At 70.7% G+C, this 26,088-nt stretch carries 21 protein-coding genes and 1 tRNA gene; 6 read left to right on the top strand and 16 right to left on the bottom strand.

Features of this window, described 5'->3' with window-relative positions:
• Window positions 1-697: 697 nt before the first annotated feature.
• The 6 genes from ASG29_RS08020 to ASG29_RS07995 all read right to left on the bottom strand — a co-directional run bounded on the left by ASG29_RS08020 (window position 698) and on the right by ASG29_RS07995 (window position 6,377).
• Window positions 698-958, bottom strand: coding sequence for a hypothetical protein (locus tag ASG29_RS08020; protein ID WP_055982685.1), 261 nt, complete (start codon window positions 956-958; stop codon window positions 698-700).
• A complete protein-coding gene (locus tag ASG29_RS08015; protein WP_055982683.1) occupies window positions 955-1,899 on the bottom strand; it encodes a FecR family protein in 945 nt (314 codons plus the stop codon). Before ASG29_RS08015 ends, ASG29_RS08020 begins: the two co-directional genes overlap by 4 nt.
• Complete coding sequence (locus ASG29_RS08010; RefSeq protein ID WP_055982680.1) at window positions 1,889-2,407, bottom strand: sigma-70 family RNA polymerase sigma factor; 519 nt, start codon at window positions 2,405-2,407, stop codon at window positions 1,889-1,891. Before ASG29_RS08010 ends, ASG29_RS08015 begins: the two co-directional genes overlap by 11 nt.
• 217 nt (window positions 2,408-2,624) lie before the next feature.
• Window positions 2,625-3,260, bottom strand: a complete 636-nt coding sequence (maiA, locus tag ASG29_RS08005; protein ID WP_055982678.1) for a maleylacetoacetate isomerase — start codon at window positions 3,258-3,260, stop codon at window positions 2,625-2,627.
• Window positions 3,253-3,951, bottom strand: coding sequence for a fumarylacetoacetate hydrolase family protein (locus tag ASG29_RS08000; RefSeq protein ID WP_055982676.1), 699 nt, complete (start codon window positions 3,949-3,951; stop codon window positions 3,253-3,255). Before ASG29_RS08000 ends, maiA begins: the two co-directional genes overlap by 8 nt.
• Before the next feature lie 59 nt (window positions 3,952-4,010).
• The gene (locus ASG29_RS07995; RefSeq protein ID WP_055982674.1) at window positions 4,011-6,377 is read right to left on the bottom strand and encodes a TonB-dependent receptor; all 2,367 of its coding nucleotides are present in this window, start codon (window positions 6,375-6,377) and stop codon (window positions 4,011-4,013) included.
• Between the two features lie 172 nt (window positions 6,378-6,549).
• Here ASG29_RS07995 and ASG29_RS07990 point away from each other — a divergent pair, with 172 nt between their 5' ends.
• On the top strand, window positions 6,550-8,202 hold the full coding sequence (locus tag ASG29_RS07990; RefSeq protein ID WP_055982672.1) for an alkaline phosphatase D family protein: 1,653 nt from the start codon (window positions 6,550-6,552) through the stop codon (window positions 8,200-8,202).
• Between the two features lie 4 nt (window positions 8,203-8,206).
• On the opposite strand, the gene rsgA is transcribed toward ASG29_RS07990, so the two are convergent.
• From rsgA to ASG29_RS07975, 3 genes are all read right to left on the bottom strand, one after another.
• Window positions 8,207-9,205, bottom strand: coding sequence for a ribosome small subunit-dependent GTPase A (gene rsgA, locus ASG29_RS07985; protein WP_055982670.1), 999 nt, complete (start codon window positions 9,203-9,205; stop codon window positions 8,207-8,209).
• A gap of 67 nt (window positions 9,206-9,272) precedes the next feature.
• The gene (locus ASG29_RS07980; protein ID WP_082515835.1) at window positions 9,273-9,620 is read right to left on the bottom strand and encodes a hypothetical protein; all 348 of its coding nucleotides are present in this window, start codon (window positions 9,618-9,620) and stop codon (window positions 9,273-9,275) included.
• Window positions 9,617-10,900 carry a glycoside hydrolase family 130 protein gene (locus ASG29_RS07975; RefSeq protein WP_055982668.1) on the bottom strand — a complete coding sequence of 428 codons (1,284 nt, stop codon included), beginning with the start codon at window positions 10,898-10,900 and terminating at the stop codon, window positions 9,617-9,619. Before ASG29_RS07975 ends, ASG29_RS07980 begins: the two co-directional genes overlap by 4 nt.
• A gap of 302 nt (window positions 10,901-11,202) precedes the next feature.
• Between ASG29_RS07975 and ASG29_RS07970 the strand changes: the two genes are divergently transcribed.
• A complete protein-coding gene (locus tag ASG29_RS07970) occupies window positions 11,203-11,595 on the top strand; it encodes a hypothetical protein (RefSeq protein WP_055985246.1) in 393 nt (130 codons plus the stop codon).
• A gap of 65 nt (window positions 11,596-11,660) precedes the next feature.
• On the opposite strand, the gene ASG29_RS07965 is transcribed toward ASG29_RS07970, so the two are convergent.
• Window positions 11,661-11,736: transfer RNA gene (locus ASG29_RS07965), tRNA-Thr, on the bottom strand.
• Between the two features lie 169 nt (window positions 11,737-11,905).
• Here ASG29_RS07965 and ASG29_RS07960 point away from each other — a divergent pair.
• Together ASG29_RS07960 and ASG29_RS07955 are read left to right on the top strand one after the other, a co-directional pair.
• A complete protein-coding gene (locus ASG29_RS07960) occupies window positions 11,906-13,144 on the top strand; it encodes a hypothetical protein (protein WP_055982666.1) in 1,239 nt (412 codons plus the stop codon).
• A gap of 45 nt (window positions 13,145-13,189) precedes the next feature.
• On the top strand, window positions 13,190-17,812 hold the full coding sequence (locus ASG29_RS07955; protein ID WP_055982664.1) for an NAD-glutamate dehydrogenase: 4,623 nt from the start codon (window positions 13,190-13,192) through the stop codon (window positions 17,810-17,812).
• 444 nt (window positions 17,813-18,256) lie between these two features.
• On the opposite strand, the gene ASG29_RS07950 is transcribed toward ASG29_RS07955, so the two are convergent.
• Window positions 18,257-19,561, bottom strand: a complete 1,305-nt coding sequence (locus ASG29_RS07950; protein WP_055985243.1) for an amidohydrolase family protein — start codon at window positions 19,559-19,561, stop codon at window positions 18,257-18,259.
• A 29-nt stretch (window positions 19,562-19,590) separates the two neighbouring features.
• Complete coding sequence (locus tag ASG29_RS07945; protein WP_200932477.1) at window positions 19,591-20,967, bottom strand: amidohydrolase; 1,377 nt, start codon at window positions 20,965-20,967, stop codon at window positions 19,591-19,593.
• 335 nt (window positions 20,968-21,302) lie between these two features.
• Here ASG29_RS07945 and ASG29_RS07940 point away from each other — a divergent pair, with 335 nt between their 5' ends.
• Together ASG29_RS07940 and ASG29_RS07935 are read left to right on the top strand one after the other, a co-directional pair.
• Window positions 21,303-21,809, top strand: coding sequence for a MucR family transcriptional regulator (locus ASG29_RS07940; RefSeq protein WP_055982662.1), 507 nt, complete (start codon window positions 21,303-21,305; stop codon window positions 21,807-21,809).
• Between the two features lie 16 nt (window positions 21,810-21,825).
• A complete protein-coding gene (locus ASG29_RS07935) occupies window positions 21,826-22,656 on the top strand; it encodes an oxygenase MpaB family protein (RefSeq protein ID WP_321163189.1) in 831 nt (276 codons plus the stop codon).
• 27 nt (window positions 22,657-22,683) lie between these two features.
• On the opposite strand, the gene pal is transcribed toward ASG29_RS07935, so the two are convergent.
• From pal to tolR, 4 genes are all read right to left on the bottom strand, one after another.
• A complete protein-coding gene (gene pal / locus ASG29_RS07930) occupies window positions 22,684-23,205 on the bottom strand; it encodes a peptidoglycan-associated lipoprotein Pal (RefSeq protein WP_055982660.1) in 522 nt (173 codons plus the stop codon).
• 79 nt (window positions 23,206-23,284) lie between these two features.
• Window positions 23,285-24,649 carry a Tol-Pal system beta propeller repeat protein TolB gene (tolB, locus tag ASG29_RS07925; RefSeq protein WP_082515833.1) on the bottom strand — a complete coding sequence of 455 codons (1,365 nt, stop codon included), beginning with the start codon at window positions 24,647-24,649 and terminating at the stop codon, window positions 23,285-23,287.
• The gene (locus ASG29_RS07920; protein WP_055982658.1) at window positions 24,646-25,629 is read right to left on the bottom strand and encodes a hypothetical protein; all 984 of its coding nucleotides are present in this window, start codon (window positions 25,627-25,629) and stop codon (window positions 24,646-24,648) included. Before ASG29_RS07920 ends, tolB begins: the two co-directional genes overlap by 4 nt.
• 2 nt (window positions 25,630-25,631) lie before the next feature.
• Window positions 25,632-26,063 carry a protein TolR gene (tolR, locus tag ASG29_RS07915; protein ID WP_055982655.1) on the bottom strand — a complete coding sequence of 144 codons (432 nt, stop codon included), beginning with the start codon at window positions 26,061-26,063 and terminating at the stop codon, window positions 25,632-25,634.
• Window positions 26,064-26,088 lie beyond the last annotated feature (25 nt).

The following is a 26,088-nucleotide window of genomic DNA, read 5'->3' as shown; positions in this document are numbered from 1 at the left end:
CGCGCTGAGGATAGATTCAGGACGAGCCCGTGTCTTGCCATCCCCGATCTTGGTCACCGGGATTGAGGCGGCGTCATCGGCGGCGGCGGCGTCCCAAACCTCGGCGAAGGACGCTACCCCGACCATCGCGCAGGTTTTCGAGGATTGGGCTGCGTTTCAGCCCCGCGAGCCGAAGCTAGTAGACGAGTGGCGCACGGCTATCGGCCGGTTCGCACGCCTGCACGATGATCCGCCCGTGGATACCATCACCGCATCCATGGTTCGTGCTTATCGTCGTACCTACGCCGGGCTTCCCGCGCGCGCTGGAAAGCAGATCACCGCCCTCCCGCTTCTCGAGCAGGTCGAACTCGCCAAGGCGCAAGGGCTGACGACGTTATCTCCTGCAACGGTGAACAAAGCTCTCTCTGCCATTCGCGTGACGCTTGAGCATGCTGTCGAAGAGCTAGAGATAATCAGCGACAACGTGGCAAAGGCCGTAAAGTCGCTGCCGAAAAATGAAATCGAAGATCCTCGCCTGCCGTTCGAGTCACAAGACCTGGTGAGAATTTTCCGCTCTCCTTTGCCCGAGCGGAGTGGGGTTTCCCCTCGCACATTGTTTTGGGTTTTACTTCTTGCTCCGTTCACCGGGTGTCGACTGGATGAGTTGGGCAAACTGCGCCCGAACAATGTCAAGGTCTATGACGACATTCCGTGCATCTCAATCGAACCGGACCGCCTGCGTATCCGTGAAGGACAGGGGGGCCCCGCCAAGCGAGTAAAGACTTCCAGCGCCAAACGTGACGGGAACCCGGCGCGTCAGCAATTTCGGGTCGGTCAGGACCACGCTGATCCCGAACCGCCGGGACAGCCGCTCCACGACGACGGTCAGCGGCGCGGCGGGCATGTCGACGTCCATCGTCTGCGCCGCCGCCGGAACGACGGCGACGACGAGGCAGAGCGGCGCCGCCCACCGCCTCACCGCGGCAGCAGGCGCCATCCGGCCGCGTCCGTCCGGACACGCACGTCGAGCAGCGCGCCCAGCTCGTCGGGACGGTCGCGCAGGACCGCCGGGACGAGAATACCCGTGAAGCGCCGGTCGCGCAGCACCGGATCGACCGACAGCGTGCGGCCCCAGGCGATCGCGAGGTCGGACGCCACCTGTGGCAGCGGCGCGGCGCGGTACGTCATGCGCGCGGCGTGCCACCGCCCCACGGCCTCGCGCGGGATCGCGGAACGTCGCGGCCGGTCGCCGTCGCGCAGCACCAGCACCTCGCCCGCCGCCAGTCGCGCCGCGATGCCCGCCGGATCGACGATCACCGCCCCTTCCGCGACGGCCACCGATGCGCCGCCCGCGATTTCGGCGACCTCGAACACCGTGCCCGCATCGACCACCTCGTGCGCGCCCACCGTCACGCCGAAGCGGCGGGTCGCATCGTGCCGGACCGCGAACACCGCCCGCCCCCGCGACAGGGTGACACGGCGGGTATCGCCGTCGTCGAGCAGCAACCGGCTGCTGCCCGCCATCGTGATCCGGGTGCCGTCGGCCAGCGCGACGACGCGCGCCCGGCCCGCGGGCGCATCGACGATCCGGGGGGGCGGGGCGACGGGGGCGACGGGACGAAGCAGCAGGAGCGCGCCGGCCGCGCACGCCGCGATGCCCGCGATCCAGCCGGCGGCGGGAAGCAGGCGCCGCCCCGACGCCGGGCGTGACGGGCGCGCGCCGAGGGGGACGACGACCGCGCCCTGCACCAGCGCGTCCTGCGCCGCGGCAGCACCCATCATCGCCCGATCGTACGCCGCGTTGCGCGCCGGATCCGTCGACAGCCACGCGGCCAGCCCCTCCCAGTCGTCGAAGTCCGGCTCCGACGAGCGGACCGCCCACCCGATCGCCTCGTCGTCGATGGCGATCTCAGGCCGCATCGTCGCTCTCCCGGAACGATGCCAGGGCGGCATATGCCCGACGCAGGTCGCCCTCGACGGTGCTCAGGCTGACGCCCAGGCACGCGGCGATATCGCGCCGGATCATGCCGTCGATCCGGTGCAGGCGAAAAACCCGCGCGACCCGCGGCCCCTGCGCGTCGAGTAGGGCAAGGACCGCCGCGGCGGCCTGGCGCGCCGCGATCGCGCGATCCGCCGCGGGCCGCTCGCATCGATCGCCGTCGATCGGACCCGCCGTTTCATGCCACGCATCGTCGCGCCGCCGCTGCCGCGCCGCGCTGCGGCGCCGGTCGATCAGGACGGCATTGGCCATGCGGAACAGATAGGCGCGCGGCGAACGGATGTCCGCCGCCCCGCGCGGCAGCCGCATCCAGATGTCGTGCAGGACGTCCTCCGCCGCCTCGCCGGCGTTGCGCGCGCGCAAGAACGACAGCAATGCCCCGCGCTGCGCGAGGAACACGACCTCGATATCCTCTGGAACAGGTTCCACCGCAGTCCTTCGGGACGATCCGTTGCGCCGCGAGGGCGTCCGCCATGCTGTGGCCGGCACGGACGAATTGCAACCCGTGCCCACCGCCGGCACGGCGGCACGGCGGCACGGCGGCATCGGGCGAATCGTCCGCGACGGTCCGGACGGCAGGGTCACGCATCGTCTCCTCTACCCCCATGACGGCACGGAGCCGCCGGAAGCTTGATCCGCCCCCCCCTCACTCCGCGTCGGGCTGATTCTCCGGCGCCGCCCGCCGGAACGCATCCAGCCTCAAACACGCCGCCTCGATCGCCAGCAACCGCGGCCAGCGCAGGTCGACGCCGAAGCGGCGCGCGTTGGTCAGTTGCGGGACCAGGAACAGGTCGGCCAGCGTCACCGACGCGCCGAAGCAATACGGCCCCGCCCGCTCCGCCAGCAGCCGGTCGCACGCGTCCAGCCCGTCGTCGATCGTCGCGCGCGCCCATTCCTTCACCGCCGCGCCGTCCAGCCCCGCCGCGCGCAGGCGGTCGAGGACCTTCAGGTTCTGCACCGGATGGACGTCGCACGCGATCACCTGCGCCACGGCGCGCACCTGCGCGCGCGCGACCGGGTCGGCGGGGAGCAGGGGGGGCTCGGGATACACCTCGTCCAGATAATCGCAGATCGCCAGGCTCTGCGTCAGCACCGCGTCGCCCACCTGCAACGCGGGCACGAAACCCTGCGGGTTCAGCGCCAGGTACGCGGGCGCGCGCTGCGCCCCGTCGCGCAGGTGGTGGAAGGCGTCGCGATAGGCCACGCCCTTCAGGTTCAGCGCGATGCGGACGCGATACGACGCGGTGGAGCGCCAATAGCCGTGCAGGACGGGATCAGCCACGCGCCCGCTCCCCGATGGTGACGGTCAGGTCGGACAGGCCCGCGATCGACGCCACCAGCACGTCACCGGGCACCACCGCGGCGACGCCCGCGGGCGTGCCGGTCCAGATCAGGTCGCCGGGTTCGAGCCGGTAGAAGCGCGACAGATACGCGATCAGGTCCGCCACGCCCCAGGTCATGTCCGACAGGTCGCCGTCCTGCCGCACGATGTCGTTCACGGTCAGCGCGATGCGCCCCGCCGCGGGGTGGCCTGCCTGCGCCACGGGGTGGATCGGGCCGAGCGGGGCGCCGTGTTCCACGTTCTTCGCCGCATCCCACGGCCGCCCGTCCGCCTTCGCCGCCGCCTGAAGATCGCGGCGCGTCATGTCGAGGCCGACCGCATGGCCGAACACGTGCGCCGGCGCATCCGCCGCCGCGATGTCGCGCCCGCCGGTGCCGATCGCGACGACCAGTTCCACCTCGTGCTGGTAATCGGCGGTTTCCGGCGGATAGGGGATCGTGCCGCCCGACGGCACGACCGCCTGTGCCCATTTGGTGAAGAAGAACGGCGCCTCGCGCGTCGGATCGCCGCCCATCTCGTGCGCGTGGTCGGCATAGTTGCGGCCGATGCAGAAGACGCGGCCGACGGGGAAGGCGGGACCGTCGACGACGGGGGCGAGGATCGGCGGCGGTGGCGGGAAGGCGGTGTCCATGCCCCCTTGTAGGATGCGGACGGGGCGCAAGGGAACACCCCCCGCCCCGCCCGCGCGCATCAGAACTTCGCGCCCAGTTCCACGCCGTAGAAGCGCGGCTCGCCCGCGATATAGGTCGGGATGCCGAAGCCGCCCCCGGTGTTGCCCGCGTCGATCAGGTAGCGCTTGTTGGTCAGGTTCCGCGCGAACCCGCCGATGCGATAGCGCCCGTCCATCAGCTCCACGCCCGCACGCAGGTTCACCAATGTATAGCCCGGCGTGGCTATCGCGGGATTGTTGGGCAGTTCGAAGAAGACGCTCGACCGATACGTGACCGACGGCGTGGCATAGGCGATCGCGCCGCCGACCGGCACGCGCAGCATCGCGCCACCCGATGCGGTGGTTTCGGGTTGCAGGCGGAAGCGGTTGCCCGCGAACACGCCGTTCGACGCATCCTTCCCGATCCCGCCGTCGATATAGGCGAAGGTGCCGAACACCGACAGGATCGGCGCGACGCGGACATTGCCCTCCAGCTCCACGCCCAGATTGTTCGCCGAGCCCGCGCTGCGCGTCGTGGTCACGCCGTTCTCGGTCACCGACACCTGGAACCCGTCATACGTCTGGTAGAAGACCGATGCCGCGCCGGTGAACGGGCCGATGCTCCCCTTGATCCCGCCTTCGTAGTTCCAGACCTTCTCCTCCGGCACGATCTGCAAATTGGGGACGACCGCCGATCCCGCGCGCGCCGCCGCCAGCTGCACCACGGGGGATCGGCGGCCCTTGCTGACCGTGGCGTACAGGTTCACGCCCGCGTCCAGCTTCAGCAGCGCGTTGAAGCGCGGCAGGACGGCGGTGAAGCTGCGCTCCGCCTCGAATTTCCGGCCGCCGGTATTGGCGGTGCCCAGCAGGCTGCTCTGCACGCCCAGCCCGGCCAGCAGCACCGAATTGGGCTGGATCGAGGAATATCCCGACTGGCGATCCTCGATCAGGATGCGCGCGCCCGCGGTCAGTTCCAGCTGCGGCACGGGCATGTAGGTCGCGTCGGCGAACACCGAATAGGTATCGTTGTTGCCGTAGTTGGTGAATTCCGCGGCGTAGGGGATCGACGTTGCGCGGCCGCCGCTCAGCACCGCGGTGGCGCGCAGGGCGGGGATCGTGCCGTTGGGTGCGACGCACGCCGGGCCGGTCGGGATGCCCGCGCGGTTCAGCCCCGCGCGCACCGCGGCATAGGCGCCCGCGACGGAGCAGGCCAGGTACGTCCCCTCCTCCGTCGCGAACGGCACGCGCTGGAAACCGTTTTCGAAGAAGGCGTTCCAGCCGAACGAGGCGCGCACCCTGTCGCCGTCGAACGCGAAGCGCCCCTCGTGGCTCCACTGGTCGCCCTTCGCATCCTCCGCAAATTCCAGATACGACACGGGGCCGCCGTCGGCGTCGAAGATCTCCAGCGCGTCGAAGCGGCGATAGCCGTTGACGGTGGTGAAGGTGACGCCCGGCGACAGGTCCACCGCGACGGTCAGGTTCGCGTCGTACACGTTGCGGTCCAGCCCCAGCTTGCGCGCGCCCAGCACCGCCAGGCTGTTCGGCGAGCCGGACAGTTCGGCATTGCCGTAATCGCCCGTCTGCCCGCCCGTGGGGGCGAAGGCGCGGCTCTTGAACGCGGTGCCGGGATTGCGCTGCCCGTCGTAGGTCAGGACCAGGTCCGCGGTGATGCGGTCGTCGGGCCGGAAGCGCAGCGAGCCGCGCAGGCCGCGCTGGTCCTGCCCGTTCAGGTCGTCCTGATCCACCCCGCCCTGATTCTGGTTGGGCACATCCGGATCGCCCGCGATGTTGCGGACGTAGCCGCGGCGGTATTTGTACGCGCCCGCGATCCGCGCCGACAGGATGTCGTCGCCCGCATTGATGAAGCCGGACACCTGCGTGCGATCGAAATTGCCGTAGGACGCGTCGATGCCGCCCGACGTGCCCGCCTGCGGACGGGCGGAGATCAGGCTGATCGCGCCGACCGCGGCGGCGGTGCCGAACAGGGTCGCCTGCGGCCCCTTCACCACCTCGATCCGTTCCAGGTCGTACAGGTCCTGCCACGCCCCGCGCGAGCGGCTGATGTCGACGCCGTTGTAGTACAGCGTGACGCGCGCGCCCTGCTGCGCCGATCCGCTGTCCGACGTGATGCCGCGGATGACGAGGCCGGGGTTGTTCGCGCTCTGCTCCTGCACCTGGAGGCCGGGGACGAACATCGCCACCTCGTCCAGTTCGGACACGCCGATGTCGGCCATGCGCGCGCCGGTCAGCGCGGTGACGGTGACGGGGACGTCCGCGATCCGCTGTTCGCGCTTCTGCGCCGTCACGACGATGTCGGTGCCCATGTCGGGATCGGCCTGCGCCATCGCCTGCGTCGAACAGGTGGTGGCAAGCGCGGCGAGCGCGAGCCGGGTGGAAATGCATGTCATTGAAAAAGCCCCCGATGTCGTTGCAGCCGCCCCTAGGGACGGCGCGTGACGGTTCGGCGGCGTGGCGATGAAGGGACCATGACGGTCCCGTCACGGAACCGTCTTGCATCCGCCGCGAGACTGTCGTCGATGGGCGCTAGCGCACCGAACTTCGCCGACGGGACGACAGGCCATGACGATCAATCGCCGCAACGCACTGACATTGTTGGGATCGGGGCTGGGATCGGGCGCCGCGCTCGCGCTGCCCGGCGGCGCCGACGCCGCGGGGGCGGTGGCGTTCGCCCATGGGGTCGCCAGCGGCGATCCGGCGGCGGACGGCGCGATCCTGTGGACCCGCGCCACGACGGCGCGCGGGGGCGACGTCGCGCTGGACTGGCACGTCGCCGATCGCGTCGACGGCCCGGTGCTGGCGTCGGGGCGCGTCGTCGCGCGTGCGGCGCGCGACCACACGGCGAAGGCGGCGGCGACGGGGCTGAAGCCCGGCCGCGATTATTATTACTGGTTCACCGCCGCGGACGGCACCCGCTCCCCCGTGGGCCGGTTCCGCACCCTGCCGCGCGGCAGGACGGCGGACGTCGTGATGGCGGTGGCGTCGTGCCAGCTCTACGCTGGCCTGTTCAACGCCTGTGCCGCGATCGCCCGGCTCGACCGCGTCGACGCGGTCGTCCACCTGGGCGACTACATTTACGAATACGGTCCCGAGGGGTATGGCGCCGACGTCGCGAAGAAGACCGGCCGCGTCGTAGAACCCGCGCACGAGATCGTCACGCTGGACGACTATCGCCGCCGTCATGCGCAATTGAAGCGCGATGCCGACATGCAGGCCGCGCACGCGCGCGCCGCCTTCATCTGCGTCTGGGACGATCACGAGGTCGCGAACGACGGCTGGATGCACGGGGCGGAGAACCACACGCCCGCGACCGAGGGCGACTGGGACAAGCGCAAGGCCGCGGCGATGCAGGCCTATTTCGAGTGGATGCCGATCCGCGATCCGCTCCCCGGACAGCCCTGGGCGGCGATCAACCGCAGCTTCGATTTCGGCGACCTGGCGACGCTGGTGATGGTCGAGACGCGGCTGCTGGCGCGCGACCGGCAGGTGGCGCCGAAGGGCGCGGGGATCGCGCCGGAGGATTATGCGCCGATGATGGCGGAACGCGCGCAACCGACGCGCGACCTGCTGGGACCGAAGCAGCTGGCGTGGGTCGAACGAACGCTGGCGACGTCGGTCGCGGCGGGGCGGCCGTGGCAGGTTCTGGGGAACCAGGTCGTGATGGCGCGCGTCGCGGGGCCGGATATCGAACGGCAGCTGGGGCCGGCGCGCTTCGCCACGCTGCTGGCGACGCTGCCCGCCATGTGGCGCGCGCGGCTGGCCGCGAGCATCGCATCGTATCGCGCCGGCCTGCCGTTCAATTTCGACAGCTGGGACGGCTATCCGGCGGCGCGCGAGCGGCTGTACGCCGCCTTCCGGCGCGCGAAGGCGCGGCCGATCGTCCTGTCGGGGGACAGCCACGCCGCCTGGGCCAACGACCTGCACGACGACGCCGGCCGCCTCGTCGCCGCCGAACTGGGCGCGACCGCGATCACCAGCCCGTCCTACGGCTCGCTGATCCCCGGCATCGGCACGCTGATCGCGGAGGCGAACCCGGAGGTGCGCTATTGCGACCAGGATGCGAAGGGCTTCCTGCTGCTGACGCTGACCCCGAGCGCGGCGACGGCCGAGTTCCGCACGGTATCGACCGTCATCGCCAAGCCGTTCGCGGAGGCGACCGCGAAGCGCGTCCGCATCGACGCCGGACGCCCCGCGCCGATCGTCGAGATCGCCTGACGCGCTACCGCGGCCGCCGCCGCGACGCCTGTAGCGCGGCCGCCGCGTCCGCATCGGCCAGCGTGCGCCAGCGGTCGAAGCGTTCCTGCGTCAGCGCGCCGTCCGCGATCCCCGCGCGCACCGCGCACCCCGGCTCGCCCCCGTGCGCGCAATTGGAGAAGCGGCAGTCCGCCGCCGCCGCCTCGAAATCGTCGAACACCTCCGCGATCCCCGTGGCGGCCTCCGACAATTGCAGTTCGCGCATCCCCGGCAGGTCGAGCAGCCAGCCGCCATGATCCAGCCGGTGCATCTCGCGCACCGTCGTGGTGTGCCGCCCGGTCCCGTCATTCTCGCGGATCGGCTGCGTCGCGATGCTGTCCGTCCCGCGCAACGTGTTGACCAGCGTCGACTTCCCCACGCCCGACGAGCCCAGGAACGCGACCGTCCGGCCCGGACCGCACCAGGCCGCCAGCCGCGCGACATCCGTCGCGACGCGGGCGTCGACCGCCTCCACCACCAGTCCCGGCTCGATCGCGCGGACCGCATCGGCGAACGCGGCGGGCGTATCGGTCAGGTCGACCTTGGTCAGCACCACCACCGCCTCCACCCCCACGTCGCGCGCCAGGATCAGGTAGCGTTCGATCCGCGCGGCGCTGAAATCCTGGTTGCACGACGCGACCAGAAACACCGTGTCCACGTTCGCCGCGATCATCTGTTCGCGCCGGGGATCGCCGGGCGCGCGGCGCTTGAAGAGGTTCCGGCGCGCCAGCACGCGCAGCGGCAGGTCCGTCGCCTCGTCCAGCAGCAGCCAGTCGCCGACGGTCGGGTGATCGTCGGACGGCGACGCGCCCTGGATATGCGGGGTGACCAGACCGTCCCAGTCCGCGCCCGCGACCGCGATCGCGCCGCGATGCACCGCCATCACGCGGACCGGGCGGCGGCGCGCCGCCTCCTCCGACGAAAGCTGCCCGGCGAAATGCGCGTCCCAGCCCAGGTCGCGAAGGGAATCGTCGGTCACGGTCATGGCAGGCGGCATCGTCCTTCGTCGTTCCGGGCGGACGATGCCGTAGCAGACGCGGACGCCCGCGCCGTCACTGGTAATGCGTCATGTTGCCGAAACCCGCATTCGCCTTCGTCATCCGCACCAGTTTCTTCAGGTACGTGCGGACGTGCCGGTCGAACCGCCGGTCGTCGTACACGCCGCGCCAGACATAGTCGTCGCGATCCAGCAGCGCGGTCAGTGCCGCCAGGAACGGCGCCGAATCGTCGGCGGGTACCTTCGCCGACAGGAGGGTGCAGACCATCTCCTCCGCCGTCGCCTTGTCGCAATCGTCCTGCCGCTCCCGCCCGCCGCGCTCCGCCGCGACCTGATCCGTCCGCGCGGCGGCGATGCGGCTCGCCAGCCACGCGCGCACGGCGGCGGCGTCCCACGCGCTCACGCCCGCATGACCGACAGCAGGTCGTCGACGCTGCCGACCGCGAAGGCGGTATATTCGTCGCCGATGGCATAGGGCAGCAGCACGCGGCGCCCGTGCAGCAACGCGCCGCAGCTGTAGGTGACGTTGGGGACATAGCCGCCGCGCTGCTCCGCGCTGGGGAACAGCAACGGCGACGCGGTGCGCGCCAGCACCTTCGACGGATCGTCCTTGTCCAGCAGGCACGCGCCGACGCAATAGCCGCGCACCAGCCCGACGCCGTGGGTGAAGACCAGCCAGCCCTCGTCGATCTCGATCGGCGATCCGCAATTGCCCATCTGGACGAACTCCCACGGATATTTCGGTCCCATGATGATCTCGCCCGTGTCCCAGCGGTGCAGGTCGTCGGACCGCAGCAGCCAGATATTCTCGTTGTCCTGCCGCCCCAGCATCACGAACCGGCCGTCGATGCGCCGCGGGAACAGCGCCATGCCCTTGTACGCGGCCATCGCGCCGGTCAGCGGGCGCATCTCGTACGTGCGCAGGTCGACGCCGCGCAGCAATTCGGCGCGCGCCGTGCTGCCGTCGAACGCGGTGTAGGTCCCGATCAGGCTGCGCACCCCGTCGTGGTCCGTGAAGTTGACCATCCGCAGATCCTCCACCCCCTGCCGCTGGCTGGGCAGGATCGGGAAGATCACGGTTTCGGACACGTGGTGGCTGTCGTGCGAGCGCAGCCGGACCCAGCCGCCGTCGTCGGCCTGCTCGATCCGCGGCGGCACGCCCTGCGAGCTGGCGGGATGCAGCACCAGCCCGTCGCCGCCGTCCCACGTGCCCGACCGGAACGTGACCGAGGAGATATGCCCCTCCCCCACGCCGCGCAGCGACAGGAGGAAGGCGATGCTGCCGTCGTCCGGGTCCTCGTCCGGCACCGCGACGATCGATGGGTTGAACAATGCCGCGCTCTCGAACGCATATTCCTGGCTGAAATAGGCGCCGATCAGCAACCGGTCGCACTCGCTCTCGACCGCGACGCCCAGCTCGCCCTTCACTTCCTCGAACCGGCGCAGGAACACGTGGTCGACGTTGCGGTGGCGCGGTCGCATGGCGTCGTGGAGCAGCCCCAGCATCCGCTCGCGCATCGCCGCGTCCAGCCCCATCAACCGCCCCGCCACCGCCTCCGACCGGGTCGGCCGCCCCTTCGCGAAGGCGTCGGGGTAGCTGAAGCCGAACGGACGGATCACCGTCCGCGACGGATCGGGCTTCAGTTCGATGTCGAGCGTGGTGAAGACGTTCGCGGCTTCCATGCAGCATATCCCGATATATTGTGGCGCGACAGCGCGGGACCGCCCGGTTCGATCCATCGGCCGCCGCATTCCGGCATCCGCGGCGCCGGTCGCGCACCTGGCGGACCATCGCGGCGCGACGCGCCCGGCCCCCGCCCGCGCTGCTGCCCGCGCGCCTGCCCGCGTGCCTGGCCGTGATCGATTTCTACCAATGCAGGTGCATCGATACCCGGGATCGATCGCGCGGCACGTCGGTTTCCGGATTCCAGCCGCCATGGCCCCGACGACCCGCGCGCCAGGCGAACGAACGAGGATCCACGACCATGACCTACCGGACGATCCTGCGCTCCGCCGGCCTGCGCCCAACCGCCCTGCGTTCTGCCGGCATCGCGGCCGTCGCCCTCGCGACGGTCGTCGTCGGCGCGTGCGTGAACCCGTCCGCGAAGATCGCGACCTCGATGGAGGGCTACGGCTTCCAGCCCGCGCAATCCCGGTGCGTCGGCGACCAGCTGGAGGCGGATCTGTCCCTCGGCCAGCTCCAGCAGCTCGGCCGCGCGGCGCGCGCCGCGCGCGAGGGCGACACGACGCCCGGTCGCCTGACGGCGGGCGACTTCATCCGCGTCGCCGGTCAGGTGAACGACCCCCGCGTCCCGATCGCGGTCGGCAAGGCGGCCGCCGCCTGCGGCATCCTGACCGATCCGGCGGCACCGTTCTGACCGGACCGGACCCGGCATGCACGCCGCCGTGGGTGGGCGTCGGGTTTCTCGGTTTCGATGGGAAATGGTGCCGCTTACAGGACTCGAACCTGTGACCCCCGCATTACGAATGCGATGCTCTACCAGCTGAGCTAAAGCGGCCTGGTCGTCCGCGTCGGTGGAGACACGACGTGGGGCGGGCGACTATCAGGGCGGATCGCCGCTGGCAAGCGCGAGTGTGCGGGACAGCGTTAACAGCGTCTTTACCATGCACGGCGCACAAGCCGTCCCGACGCGCCGTCACGGGCGCATACCACGGGACGACAGGACGATGGACAGCGCGCGCGGCCATGACGACATCCGGCACGACGACGATCCCGCCGCGGGCGGCGTCGGCGAGGCAGAGATCGCGGTCGGCCTGGACGAGCGGCGGATGCACGTGCGTGCGTACAATCACTGGGTGTCGCTGCTGGGCGACCGCCCCTTCCCCGCGATCGCGGACCTCGATCCCGCCAGCATCGCGGATTTCGGGCCGAACAGCGTCCTCCTCGATTTCTCCGCCGGGCTCGACAATCCGGCGATCCAGTTCCTGGGCCGTGCGCTGCGCGACGAATGCGGGATGGCGGACCAGGACATCGCGCATATCGCGGACGTGCCCGCGCGCTCGCTGCTGTCGCGGCTGACCGACCATTACCTACAGATCATCGCCAATCGCGCGCCGATCGGGTTCGAGGCGGAGTTCGTCGGCACGCGCGGCACGCCGACGATGTATCGCGGCATCCTGATGCCCTTCTCGTCCGATGCCGCGACGATCGACTATATCTACGGCGTCATCAACTGGAAGGAACTGGCCTCCGCCGGGCAGCAGGCGGCGCTGGCCGCGGAACTGAGCGCGGCGCGCGCGCCGCAACGCGCGGACGCGGCGGTGGCATGGGCCGACGGTCCCGGCGCGGGGGCGCCCGCGGGCACCGGCCTTGCCCCCGATCACGGCGCGGCCGACACGCTGGACGACCGCCTGGCCGCCGCACGCGCCAGCGCCGCCGCGGCGCGCGCCGCGGACACGCGCAGCCACGCCGCCTTGTACCGCGCGCTGGGCCGCGCGCACGATTTCGCGCTGGCCGCGCACGCCGCGCCGGACCGGCTGGCGGCCCTGCTGGCCGACGCGGGGATCGTCGCCCAGGCGCGCAGCCCGCTGACCGCGGTGGCGAAGCTGGTCTTCGGCGCCGACCACGACAAGACGCGGCTGACCGAGATCGCCACCGTCCTGGCGCATGCACGGCGCCACGACGTGCCCGACGGCGGCCTGCCGCGCGTGCTGGAGGCGACGCCGGGCGGCATCAAGGGGATCGTGGCGGACGAACGCGCCGCGCGCCGCCCGGTGCGCCCACGCGCCGACCCCGCCCCGCTCGACCGGCGCGCCACCGTGGCGACGCTATCGTTGGACACCGGCATCGCGGCGGGAGAGGCGGTCGTGCTGCTAGGCCGCGCGGGGCCGGACGGGACCGTGGAAGTGGTCGGCGCGGTGGCCGACGCGCGGCTGGCGGGGGCGCTGCTGAAGCGGATCGGATGATCCGCCGGGGTTGAGATACGCCCGCGGCAGGGGCATAGCCGCGGCATGTCGGAAAAGTCACAACGGATACTGTCCCGGGCGCTCGCCGAACGCCTGACGCACCGCGCGCTGCCGGGCGAGCTGGACGATTTCGCCGCCGCCGAACAGGCGGAGGCCGCGGCCTTCCTGATCGCGACGGGCATCGACCGCGCACCGGGCGAGCCCGCCATGGCGCTGGAGGCGCTGCCCGAGATGGACGGGCGCCGCCGCATGCGGCTGGGGATCGTCAACGACGACATGCCCTTCCTGGTCGATTCGATCGCCGCCGCGATCGGCGAGCGCGACATCGCGGTCGATCGCATCATCCATCCCGTCGTCCGCGTCGCGCGCGATGCGAAGGGGCATCTGACCGCGATCGGGGACGACGGCACCGCGACCGAATCGATGATCTACATCGAGCTGGAGCGCGTCGACGCGCGCGACCGGCGCGAACTGACCGACGAACTGGCCAAGGTACTGGCCGACGTGCGCGAGGCGGTGCGCGACTGGCGCGCGATGCAGGCCGCGCTGGCGGCGGACGCGGGGATGCTGGACGATACCGGCGGCGACGCGGAAGGGGCCGGGCTGCTGCGCTGGTTCCTGGACCGGCATTTCACGCTGCTGGGGCACGAGCGCTGGACCGTCGACGGCGGCACCGCGGCGGGCGCGCTGGGCATCGCGAAGAACCGCCACGACGTCCCGCTGCTGGCGGACAAGTCGCGCCACCTGGCGATCGCGTGGTTCGCGAAGGGCAATGCCGCGCCGCTGGTCCTGAAATCCAGCCTGATCTCGCCCGTCCACCGCCGCACGCCGCTGGACCTCGTCATCGTCCCGCTCGCGACCGCGGGGAAGGTGACCGGCCTGTCGATCCACGCGGGCCTGTGGACCTCCGCCGCGCTGAACGCTCCCCCGCGCAGCGTGCCGCGGCTACGCCAGCGGCTGGCGGAGCTGGAGGCGAAGTTCGGGTTCGATCCCGCGGGCCATACCGGCAAGGCGCTGACGCACGCGCTCGCTTCGCTGCCCCACGACCTGATGACCGCATTCGACGGTCCTGCGGTCGAGACGCTGGCGCTGACCGCGATGAGCCTGGCCGACCGCCCGCGGCCGAAGGTCGTGCTGGTCCCCTCCCCGCTCGGTCGCCACCTGTTCGCCTTCGTGTGGCTGCCGCGCGACGACGTGACGACCGCGCGGCGCGTGTCGATCGGCGACATGCTGGCGAAGGCGGCGAACGCGCGCCTGCTGAACTGGTCGATCAGCCTGGAGGACGGCGTCGTCGCGATGCTGCGCTACACGCTGGACATGCGTGACGGCGGCAGTGCGCCGGACGTCGTCCCGCTCGACGCGCGCGTCGCGCGAATGGTGCGCGGCTGGGTGCCGGAGGTGGAGGCCGCGCTGGCGGAGCGCATCGCCGCCCCGCGCGCCGCGCGCCTCGCCTTGCGCTGGGCCGCGGCCTTCCCGCCCAATTACCGCAACGTATCGGTGGCGAGCGAGGCGGCGGAGGACATCCTGCGCCTGTCCGCGCTTGAAACGCCCGCCGACCGGCAGGTCCATCTGTACCCGACCGCACCGGGCGAGGATCACCGGCTGAAGATCTACAAGCTCCACGGCGCGCTGGCGTTGTCGGACGCGGTGCCGGTGCTGGAGAATTTCGGTTTCCGCGTGATCGGCGAATTGCCGACGCGGCTGAAGGAGGCGGACGACGCCTTCGTCCACGATTTCGTCGTCGAGGCGGCGGATGCCGCGTTCGACGACGATCCGCAGGTGCTGGAACGGGCGATCGCGGACGCGCTGCGCGGTACCGCGGAAAACGACGCGTTCAACAGCCTGATCGTCGACGCCGGGCTCAGCCCGCGCGCGGTCGTCCTGTTCCGCGCGTGGTTCCGCTACCTGCGGCAGGCGGGGCTGACGTACGGCATGACCACGGTCGTGGACACGCTGCGCCGCGCGCCCGACCTGGCGAAGGCATTGGTCCAGCGGTTCGCGCAGGCGCACGATCCGGCGCAGCGCGGCGACAGCGCGGCGACCGACGCCACGATCGCCGCGGGCCTGGACGCGGTCACCGCGATCGACGACGACCGCATCCTGCGCGCCTTCCACGCCCTGATCGGCGCGACGCTGCGCACCAACGCCTTCATCCCCGCGGCGGAGGAGGCGCTGGCGTTCAAGCTGGACAGCGCGAAGATCCCCGGCCTGCCCAAGCCGCTGCCGTGGCGCGAGGTGTGGGTCTATTCCCCCCGTGTCGAGGGCATCCACCTGCGCGCCGGTCCGGTCGCGCGCGGCGGCCTGCGCTGGTCCGACCGCCGCGACGATTTCCGGACCGAGATCCTGGGCCTGATGAAGGCGCAGCGCGTGAAGAATGCGGTGATCGTGCCGACGGGGGCGAAGGGCGGCTTCTATGCCAAGCAGCTGCCACCGCCCGGCAACCGCGACGCGTGGCTGGCGGAGGGGACGGAGGCGTATCGCATCTTCATCCGCACGCTCCTGTCGATCACCGACAATATCGTGGGGTCGAAGGTCGTGCATCCCGACGGCGTCGTGATCCACGACGGCGAGGACCCGTATTTCGTCGTCGCGGCGGACAAGGGCACCGCGACGTTCAGCGACGTCGCCAACGCCCTGGCGCTGGAACGCGATTTCTGGCTGGGCGACGCCTTCGCCAGCGGGGGCAGCGTCGGCTACGACCACAAGGCGATGGGCATCACCGCCAAGGGCGCGTGGGTATCGGTGCAGCGCCACTTCGCCGAACGCGGGCTGGACGTGCAGACGCAGCCGATCCGCGTCGTCGGATGCGGCGACATGTCGGGTGACGTGTTCGGCAACGGGATGCTGCTGTCGAAGGCGCTCAAACTGGTCGCGGCGTTCGACCACCGCCACATCTTCCTCGATCCCGATCCCGACCCTGCGGCCAGCTGGATCGAGCGCGAGCGGATGTTCGCCCTGCCGCGGTCGAGCTGGGCGGATTACGACACGGCGTTGATCTCGCCGGGCGGCGGCGTGTTCGCGCGCGATGCCAAGTCGATCCCGCTGTCGCCCGAGATCCGCGCCGCGCTGGACATCCCGGTCGACTCGATCGAACCCGCCGCGCTGATCTCCGCGATCCTGAAGTCGCCCGTCGACCTGATCTGGTTCGGCGGCATCGGTACCTATGTGAAGGCGGCGGCGGAGAATAACGCCACGGTCGGCGATCCCGCCAACGACCGCCTGCGCGTCGATGCGGAGGAGGTGCGCGCGATCGCGATCGGCGAGGGCGCGAACCTGGGCGTGACGCAGGCGGCGCGCATCGCGTTCGCGGCGCGCGGCGGGCGGATCAACACCGACTTCATCGACAATTCGGCGGGCGTCGATTGTTCGGACAACGAGGTGAACATCAAGATCGCGTTGAACCGCGAGATGACCGAGGGGCGCTTGTCCTACGAGGATCGCAACGCGGTGCTGGAAGGGATGACCGACGACGTCGCGCATCTGGTGCTGGAGGACAACCGGCTCCAGACGCTGGCGCTGTCGATCGCGGAGCGGGACGGCGCGCAGTCGCTGCCCAGCTACGTCCGCGCGATCGAGATATTCGAGGGCGCGGGCCGCCTCGACCGCCGCGTCGAGGGATTGGGATCGAACGTGGGACTGCTGCGCCGCGCCGCCGAGGGGCGCGGGCTGACCCGGCCCGAGCTGGCGGTGCTGCTGGCGACCGCGAAGCTGGCGTTGCAGGACGAGATCGAGCGCGCGGGTCTGGGCGCGGACGACGCGCTGAAGTCAGACCTCCACGCCGCCTTCCCGCAGGCGATGCAGGACCGGTTCGCGAAGGCGATCGACCAGCACCGGCTGCGCAGCGAGATCGTCGCGACGAAGCTGGCCAACCGCATCGTCAACCGCATCGGCATCCTGCATCCGTTCGAACTGGCGGAGGAGGAAGGCGCCGCGCTGGGCGACATCGCGGCGATGTTCGTCGTGGCGGAACGCCAGTTCGGCCTGTCGGCGCTGTGGCGCGAGATCGAGACGACCGCGATGCCCGAGGCGGGACGGCTCGCGCTGTTCGACGAGGTCGCGGTCGCGGTCCGGTCGCAGATCGCGGATTTGCTGCGCGTCACCGCACCGGGCGTCGCGCCGTCCGCGGTGCTGAAGCGGCTGGCGAAGGGGATCGCGCATCTGGAACAGGCGGCGGGCGACCTGCTGCTGGAGGAAGCGCGCGCGCAGAGCCGCCGCATCGCCGACACGCTGGAGGCCGCCGGTGCGCCGGCGGCGCTGACGACGAAGGTGGTGCGCCTGTTCGAACTGGACGGCGCGGTCGGCCTCGCCGACCTCGGCGAACGGTCGAAGGTGGATGAAACGAAGCTGACCCGCGCCTTCACGCGGCTGGGTCAGGCGCTGGGGCTCGACTGGGCGCAGGCGAATGCGGCGCGGATCACGCCCAGCGATCCGTGGGAACGCCTGCTGATCGCGGGGCTGGCGCGCGATTTCCAGCAATTGCGCTTCGACTTCCTGGGCAAGGCCGGGAAGCGCGATCCGGAGGCGCTGGTCGATAGCTGGCTGGCGGAGAATGCGACGCGCGTCGGCCAGTTCAAGGCCGTCGTCGACCGCGCCCGCAACGCCGCCGAACCCAATGCCGCGATGCTGGCGCAGATCGCCAGCCAGGCCCGCGTGCTGCTGGGGCGGTGACCGCCCCGTCATTGCGAGCGCAGCGAAGCAATCAAGGGCGGGACGCGCCACGCTGGATTGCTTCGCTACGCTCGCAATAACGAAACCATCCTAGGGCCAATCGACATTCAGATGGCGGGATGAAACGCTCAAGCGAAACCGCGAAGCCGCAAGGAAGTTCGGGTTCGCGCGGAGGCGCGGAGGACGCGGAGGTGTCGTGCACCGGGCTGATCGGAGGGCCAATTACCGGCCGGCCCGACGTCGCTGCTTGGATGAGGGGGCTGCTTCGACGAGGGGAGTGCCGGTCTGCGTTACACTTTACTCTCTGCGCCCTCCGCGCCTCCGCGCGAACCAGTCTCTTGCTTTACTTCGCGTCTTTGCGGCTTCGTGCGAACATCTTGCACCGGAAAATTGAATGTCGATCGGCCCTAGCCCTCTCCCGGCGGGGAGAGGGCCAGGAAAGAACTACCGCCGCTCGTACGCCTTCGGCAGCGCGCCTTCGGTCGGCGTCAGGTACCGGTCGCGCAGGTCGGTCTGCCGCGACCGCATCGGCTGCGCGACGCCGTCGATCCACACCGACACCGGCGCGCTCGACAGTTCCAGCGGATCGCCGTCCCACAGCACCACATCCGCGCGCCGTCCCGCGCGCAGGCTGCCGAAGTCCGCGCCCATGCCCAGCGCCTCCGCCGGCCCGCTGGTGATCGCGGCGAACGCCTGTCCCCAGTCCAGCCCGGTGTGCCCCGGCACGCGCGTGATCGCGACCAGATTGCCCGCGAACTGGCGCAGCACATGGTCGCCCCCCGACGCACCCGTCGACGCCAGCGCCACCTGAACCCCCGCCGCCCGCATCCGGCCCGCGTTGGATTCGGTCGCCGCGACCTGCTCGAACGACGCGGGCAGATCGGCCAGCGCCTGCGCGATGACGGGCACGCGCGCCGCCGCGATCTCGCGCGCCACCATCCATCCTTCGGCGACGCCCACCAGCACCAGCTTCAGCCGCGGATAGTCCGTCGTCAGCCCAAGCACGCTGCGGATGTCGCTCGCGCGCTCGACATGGACCAGCAACGGCATGGCGCCGTCCAGCACCTTCACCAGCACCTCGGCGTCGGCGCGCTTCAGCAGCGAATCGCGGCTGCGCCCGTCGAACGCCGCGGGGTTGCGGCGGTAATCCTGCGCCTGCGCGAACGCGTCCTTCAACATGGCATAGGCCGCGGGGCGCGTGCCCCCGGCGTTCTGCCCGCCGTCCTCGCCCAGTTCCGCGAACTGGAACGCCCGCGCACGCGTGACCGCATCGGGATCGGCGGCCAGATCGATGACCGCGCCCTGCCCGGCGAAGACGGAATTGCCCGCGGACGGCGCGATCAGCGCGCGCGTGACGCCCAGCACGCGTTCGTTCGCCAGCTTGATGCTGTTCGGGTTCACCGCCACCGACACGTCCAGCGCGGCGTTGAACGGCGTCTCTCGCGCGCGCACGTCGCTCGATTCGCGCACGCCCTCGCTGTCGACCAGCGACAGGTCGGTGGGCGCGGACACCATGCCCGCCGCGACCCATTTGCCCGTCGCGTCGATCACCTGCGCGCCCGCGGGCACCGCCACGCCGCGTCCTGCCGCGACGATGCGGCCGTTCGACATGACGACCGTGCCGCCTTCGATCGGCTGCGATCCGTCGCCGATCGCGACCGTCCCGCCGGTGATGGCGATCGTCCCACCCCGCAAAGTGGTACTTTGCGGGGACCCCGGTGTCTGCGCCGCTGCGGGCGTCGCCAGCATCGTGGCGGCGAGGAGGAGAAAGGCGCGCTTCACTTGACGTCTCCCATGCCGGGCTGGCCCAGCTCGAAATCGCTGACCGGGCGGCGTTTGGGGTCGCTGGAATCGTACAATAGCGCGCCGTCGACCCACACCTTCTCCGGCCGGGTGTAGACGCTGAACGGATTGCCGTTCCACAGCACGACGTCGGCCATCTTGCCGGGTCGCAGCGACCCGGTCTGCGCATCGATGCCCAGCGCCTTCGCCGGGCCGAGCGACAGCCACTTCCACGCCGCCTCGTCCGGGATGTTGATGCCCGAATGCCGGGCGGAGGACAGGACCTTGCCGACTTCCTGGTTCAGCCGCTGAATGCCGTTGGCGTCGTCCGAATGGATCATCGCGCACGCGCCCGCATTCTCCAGGATCGCGAGATTCTCGCCGATCCCGTCGTAGCTTTCCATCTTGAACCCGTACCAGTCGGCCCACACCGCGGCACAGGCGCCACGCGCCTTCAACAAGTCCGCGATCTTGTACGCCTCCACCGCGTGGTGGAAGGCGGTGACCTTGTACCCGAACTCCTGGGCCATATCCAAGACGATGGCCATTTCGTCGGCGCGATAGCAGTGGTTCTGGATCAGGATCTCGCCCGACAGGACGCCGCGCAGCGTATCCATCGCGATGTCGCGATCGGGCATGTCGCCGCCGTCCTTTTCATACTTGTCCCACTTGCGCCGGTATGCCGCCGCCTTCGCCCACGTCTGCCGGTCGACCGCGACATTGCCCATGCGGGTGGAGGGGATGCGCCCCTTGCCGCCGTAGACGCGCTTGGGATTCTCGCCGCACGCCATCTTCAGGCCATAGGGTGCGCCGGGGAACTTCATCCCCTGCATCGTGCGCGCGTACACGTTCTTCAGCACCACGCTGCGCCCGCCCATCAGGTTCGCGGAGCCGGGCAGGATCTGCAACGTGGTGACGCCGCCGTTCGCCAGCGCACGGCTGAACCCCGGGTCCTGCGGCCACACGCTGTGTTCGGCCCACACTTCGGCGGTGATCGGCGCGGTCGCCTCGTTCCCGTCCGAATGCGCCTGCACGCCGGGGCTGGGATAGTCGCCCAGGTGGCTGTGGATGTCGACGACGCCGGGGGTCACGAACTTCCCCTGCCCGTCGATGATCGTGGCGCCCGCGGGCGCATCCACCGTCTGTCCGACCGCGACGACCTTGCCGTCCGCGAACAGGACCTGCCCGTTCTCGATCCGCCCGCCCTCGCCGTCGAAGACGGTGACATTGCGGACCAGCGTGGGGACGCCGGGATAAACTTTGTACGTCGAAGGATAGGGATTGCGCGAATAGGGTTGCGGCGGTGCCTTCGCCGATGCCGATTTCGGGCGGTCCGCGCCGGTCGAACAGGCGGACAGTGCCAGCATCCCCATCGCCACGGGAGCCAGCACGCCGCGGACGCGACGTATCGTCATGATCGAAAACCCCTTTTTCTTCTCGTTCCGGCCATCATGGGGCGGCGGCGCGGCACCGGTCAAGCGGGATAACCTGCCCTTTCCGGTGCAAGAACGGCGACGTGACGCGGCGCTTTGCACCGATAATCGTGACGTGATAGAAACGATCTGCCGCTGTTCATGCTTCATCTGTCAATCTTGCTGCACCAATTGAATAACCTGGAGCAATAACTGGATGCTTTTGCTGGTATCCGACGTTGACGAAGCAACCGGCCCGCGCCAAGGGCAAGAAACGATTATTGGAGAACCCGACGATGACCGACGAAACCCTCGCCAGCAATGCGGTGGAGCTTGCGACCGAATTGACGATCGCATGGCTGTCCAATCCCAACACGCGCGCTTCGGGTGAGGATGTTCCGGCGTTCCTGCGCACGATGCACGATGCGGTCGCGAACCTTTCGGCCAGTGCTTCGTCGACGCCGAGCGAGGAGCCGCAGAGCGATTATTCGCCCGCCGTGTCGGTGCGCAAGTCGCTCGCGTCGAAGGATCACCTGATCTCGCTGATCGACGGCAAGCCGTACAAGACGCTGCGTCGCCACCTGTCGGGCCACGGCCTGACGCCGGAAGACTATCGCGCGCGCTACGGCCTGAAATCCGACTATCCGATGGTCGCGGAAAACTACTCCGCCGCGCGTCGCGACATGGCGAAGAAGATCGGCCTGGGCCGCAAGCCCGGCGCGCGCCGGACCGAGGGTGCGGTCGACGCCGCCGCCGCGGACAAGGGGCCGCGCGGCCGTCGCAAGTCGACGACCGAGGCGTGACGACACGCGGGCCGGCGTGCCGCTGACCGACCGCGTCAGGGACACGCTGGCCCGCCGGCTGCGCTCGCTCGTCGGGAGCGGCAGCATCGACCTGGCGCGCCCGCCGGGCGACGACGGACTGTTCGGTCCGGGATCGCCCGCGTGGCGCGTGCACGGCGATTTCACCGCGATGATGATCGGCGGCATTTCCGCCCTGCTGCTCCAGATGCTCCATCCGCTCGCGCTGGCGGGCGTGTGGGACCATAGCGATTTCCGCCACGACCGGCTCGGGCGGCTGAAGCGCACCGCACGGTTCATCGCCGCGACGACGTTCGGCGCCACCGCCACCGCGACCGGCGCGATCGATCACGTCCGCGCGATCCACGACCGCGTCCACGGCACGCTGCCGGACGGGACGCGCTACGACGCCAACGATCCCGCCCTGCTGACATGGGTGCACGTGGCGGAGGTCGACAGCTTCCTGCGCGCCTATCTGCGCTATCGCGATCCCGGCATGACGGCGGCGGACCAGGACCTGTACCTGGCGCAGACCGCGCTGGTGGCCGAGCGGCTCGGCGCGACGGGCGTGCCGACGTCGCGCGCCGCGGTGGCGGCCTATTACGCGCGGGTGCGCGGCGACCTGCGGTTCGACCACCGCACGCGCGAGGTCGCGGACGCGCTGCTGGCGCCGGGCGACGACGCCGCGACGAACGCCGGTATGCGCATGGCGGCGGCGGCGGCGCGCGACCTGCTGCCGCCCTGGGCCGCGGCGATGCACGGCCGGACGCCCGGCCTGCTGGCGCGCCCCGCCGTGCGGGCAGGCGCAGGCGCGCTCGGCAACGTGGTCCGGTGGGCGTTGAAGCGGTGATATCCTCCCCGTGCCGGGGAGGATAGCTCAGTTCGTCACCGCCACCGTCACCGCGCGGCGGTTCTGCGCCCAGCTTTCCTCGTCCGATCCCAGCGCCAGCGGGCGTTCCTTGCCGTAACTGATCGTCGTGATCCGCGACGGCGACACGCCGCGCGCGGCGAGATAGTTCTTCGCCGAATTGGCGCGCCGGTCGCCCAGCGCGAGGTTGTATTCCCGCGTCCCGCGCTCGTCCGCATGGCCCTCCAGTTGCACGCGGACGTCGGGGTAGCGTTGCAGCCACGCCGCCTGCGTATCCAGGATCGCGCGCGCGGTGGAATCGATGTCCACCATGTCGAGCCCGAAATTGACCGTGTCGCTGGTGATCGAGCGGCGGAAGTCCGCGGCGGAACCCGGCGTCACGCCGTCCGCATTGGGCGAACCGGGCACGGACGGCCCGGCGGCGGGCGCCTCCCCCGGCGCGGGCGGCAGGACTTCCGGCCGCTTCTTCGAACAGGCGGCGGTCGCGACCAGTGCGGCGCCCAGAAGGAAGGTGGTGGTCAGTCTAGCCACGTGATGTCTCCTCTTTATCGGTCCCCCGTTCATGCCCCCATGAACGATCGCAAGGCGCGTCATGCCCCCATGAACGATGCTACGGACGTAACGGCCCCCAGGCCGGGTCGGACCCGTCCAGCGGCGTCGGCACGCGGCGTTCGTTCACGCCGGTCAGGTCGACCGACCACAGGTCCGCCTTCCCCGCATTGCCGCGCCCCTGGCGATAGAACATCAGCACGCGGCCGTTGGGGCTCCACGACGGGCCTTCGTCCTGCCACGAATTGGTCAGCAGTTTCTCGCCCGATCCGTTCGGGCCCATGATGCCGATGCGGAACGCCCCCGCCAGCTTCGTGAACGCGATCAGGTCGCCGCGCGGGCTCCAGACGGGCGTGGCGTAGCGCCCGCCGCCGAAACTGATCCGCTGCTGGTTCGATCCGTCCGCGTTCATGACGTACAATTGCTGCCCGCCCGACCGGTCGCTTTCGAACACGATCCGCGATCCGTCGGGGGAATAGCTGCCCCCGGTGTCGATCCCGGGCGATGTCGTCAGCCGCTGCGGCGTGCCGCCGCCCGCGGGGACGCGATACAGGTCGGTATTGCCCGCGGTCGCCATCGAGAACAGGATCCACCGGCCGTCGGGGGAGAAGCGCGGCGCGAAGGTCGTCGCGGCGTTCTGCACCACCAGCCGCTGCCGCGCGGACCCGATGTCGTAGACGTAGATCGCGGGGCTCTTCCCCACATAGCTCATGTACACGATCGACTGCTGGTTCGGCGCGAACCGCGGCGTCAGGACCAGCGAGCCCTGCGTGAGGAAACGATGATTGGCCCCGTCCTGGTCCATGATGCCCAGCCGCTTGATGCGGTTGCCCTTCGGCCCGGTCTCGCTGACGTAGACGACGCGGCTGTCGAAATACGGCCCCTCCCCGGTCAGCCGCTGATAGACCGAATCGGCGCATTTGTGGCCCGCGCGGCGCCAGTCCGACGGCGGCACGACGAAGCCCTGCCGCGCCAGTTCGGTCCGCGCCGACACGTCGTACAGGTAACAGCCGACCGTCAGCGTGCCGTCGCCGTTCGCGCGGACATAACCCTGCACCAGCGCCTGCGCACCCGATCCGCCCCAGTAATCGAAGGCGGGCGCGGTCACTTCGGGCACCGAAACCGTCCGCAACTGCGCGGGCGGGACGGGCGTGAACAGGCCGGAATTGCGCAGGTCGTTGGCGATGATCTCGGACAATTGGCGCCCCAGCACGTCCGTCGACCCTGCGGGGGTGGAGGCGACCGCGGGCGTCGGCATCGGCGGGATCGCGATCGGCATCGGCGCGGAGATGCCGCCGGTCACGTCCACCTCCAGCGGCCCGCCGCCCTGCGTCGGCGCGACGGCGGGGGGCGCGGCCGGCGCGGGCAGGTCCTGCGCCATCGCAGGCGTGGCGAGCAGCACGGCGAACGAGAGGATGTTCTTCATCGCAGCTTCCAGTTGAAGTTGATGTTGCTCCACCCGCCATTGGCGGTGTCGTAATATTCCGCCGGCAACCGCAGCGGCGAACAGCCCTTGAACGCCGCGATGCCCAGGTCGACGACGCGGCGGGCATAGCGCTGGTTCTCGTCGGTCAGGCCCGACTGGCTGACCATCGTGGGCGTCGCCGCCAGCGTGCCGTCGCGGTTCAGCCGCAGGTTCAGCTTCGTCACGATCCGGTTCGCGCCCGGCCCCGGATCGACCTGCCGGTCCGCACACGGCTGGATCTGCCGCGCGATCGCCTGCACGATGCTGGCCAGCGCACGCCCGTCGATCTTCGCCGCGGCGGGGGGCGCGTCGTTCTCGCGCGCATTGCTCTTCTCCGCCGTCATGCCCTTCAGGAAATCGTCGCCCAGCCGCCCGCCGCGCGGCCGCGGCGCGGTGGCGGCGGGCGACTTGCCCGCGCCCCGCGTCGCCGCGGTCGCGGGCTTCGCCGCGCTGCTGGACGAGGCGGCCTGCGTCGGCTTCGCCGGGCGCGCCGGCGCCTTCTCCGCCGCGGGCGCGGGTCGCTTCGGCGCCGGCCTGGGCTGCGGCACCGGTTTGGGCCCGGGGGCAGGCTTCGGCGCGGGCTTCGCCGCCGCGGGTTTGGGCGGGGTCGGCTTGGGCGGCGCGGGCGTCGGCGGTTGCGGCGCGGGCCTGGGGACGGGCGCGGGCGCGGGCTGCGGCTCGGGCTGCGGCGCGGGGTCGGGCACCGGGGGCGGGGAATCGACCGGCTCGCCCGTCTCGGGCGCGACCGATTGCGACGGCGCCTCGGTCGATGCGGGCGCCGCCGCCTCCAGCGCGACGTCGGGCACCAGGCTGACCTCGATCGGCTTGGGCAACAGCTTCGCGGGGTTGGGCGTGTCGAGGAAGCCGAGCGACAGCGCACCGAACAGCAGGACATGCCCTGCCGTCGCGACGCCCAGCCCGATCTTCTCCGCGCGCTCCATCGTTACTCGTCGCCCACCGTCACCAGCGCGACACGGTTCAGCCCCGCGGCGTTCAGCTCGCCCATGACGCGCATGACGCGCCCGTAGTCGAGCCCGCGGTCGGCACGCAGCAGCACCTGCGGCGGCTGGCCATCCTTCCCCGCGGCGGCGATCGTCGCGAGCCGCTGCGGCAATGCATCCGCACCCACCTCCTCCTTCGCGACGAACACGCGCCCGGCGGCGTCGAGCGAGATCTCGGTCGGCTGCTGCTCCTGCTCCAGCGGCTTCGCGCGGCTGTCGGGCAGGTTCACCGGCACGCCCTGTGTCAGAAGGGGCGCGGTGACCATGAAGATGATGAGCAGCACCAGCATCACGTCGACCAGCGGCGTGACGTTGATATCCGCCATCGGCGCCCGCCGCCCGCGGTTGCGCTGCGAAGGAAGGTTGAGGGACACGACCTATATCCTCCCCGGCACGGGG

This window comes from Sphingomonas sp. Leaf412, assembly GCF_001425405.1.
In the GTDB taxonomy this organism is placed as follows: Bacteria; Pseudomonadota; Alphaproteobacteria; order Sphingomonadales; family Sphingomonadaceae; genus Sphingomonas.
Note: the sequence above shows the minus strand (reverse complement) of the source record. Positions and strands in the feature narration are given on the sequence as shown.

What these genes read in the sequence shown, in the direction of transcription:
- ASG29_RS08015 (WP_055982683.1), bottom strand. Translation starts at nt 1,899, where the DNA reads ATGCGGCCTGAGATCGCCATCGACGACGAGGCGATCGGGTGGGCGGTC.
- ASG29_RS08000 (WP_055982676.1), bottom strand. Translation starts at nt 3,951, where the DNA reads ATGGACACCGCCTTCCCGCCACCGCCGCCGATCCTCGCCCCCGTCGTC.
- ASG29_RS07995 (WP_055982674.1), bottom strand. Translation starts at nt 6,377, where the DNA reads ATGACATGCATTTCCACCCGGCTCGCGCTCGCCGCGCTTGCCACCACC.
- ASG29_RS07990 (WP_055982672.1), top strand. Translation starts at nt 6,550, where the DNA reads ATGACGATCAATCGCCGCAACGCACTGACATTGTTGGGATCGGGGCTG.
- rsgA (WP_055982670.1), bottom strand. Translation starts at nt 9,205, where the DNA reads ATGACCGTGACCGACGATTCCCTTCGCGACCTGGGCTGGGACGCGCAT.
- ASG29_RS07975 (WP_055982668.1), bottom strand. Translation starts at nt 10,900, where the DNA reads ATGGAAGCCGCGAACGTCTTCACCACGCTCGACATCGAACTGAAGCCC.
- ASG29_RS07970 (WP_055985246.1), top strand. Translation starts at nt 11,203, where the DNA reads ATGACCTACCGGACGATCCTGCGCTCCGCCGGCCTGCGCCCAACCGCC.
- ASG29_RS07960 (WP_055982666.1), top strand. Translation starts at nt 11,906, where the DNA reads ATGGACAGCGCGCGCGGCCATGACGACATCCGGCACGACGACGATCCC.
- ASG29_RS07955 (WP_055982664.1), top strand. Translation starts at nt 13,190, where the DNA reads ATGTCGGAAAAGTCACAACGGATACTGTCCCGGGCGCTCGCCGAACGC.
- ASG29_RS07950 (WP_055985243.1), bottom strand. Translation starts at nt 19,561, where the DNA reads ATGCTGGCGACGCCCGCAGCGGCGCAGACACCGGGGTCCCCGCAAAGT.
- ASG29_RS07945 (WP_200932477.1), bottom strand. Translation starts at nt 20,967, where the DNA reads ATGGGGATGCTGGCACTGTCCGCCTGTTCGACCGGCGCGGACCGCCCG.
- ASG29_RS07940 (WP_055982662.1), top strand. Translation starts at nt 21,303, where the DNA reads ATGACCGACGAAACCCTCGCCAGCAATGCGGTGGAGCTTGCGACCGAA.
- tolB (WP_082515833.1), bottom strand. Translation starts at nt 24,649, where the DNA reads ATGAAGAACATCCTCTCGTTCGCCGTGCTGCTCGCCACGCCTGCGATG.
- ASG29_RS07920 (WP_055982658.1), bottom strand. Translation starts at nt 25,629, where the DNA reads ATGGAGCGCGCGGAGAAGATCGGGCTGGGCGTCGCGACGGCAGGGCAT.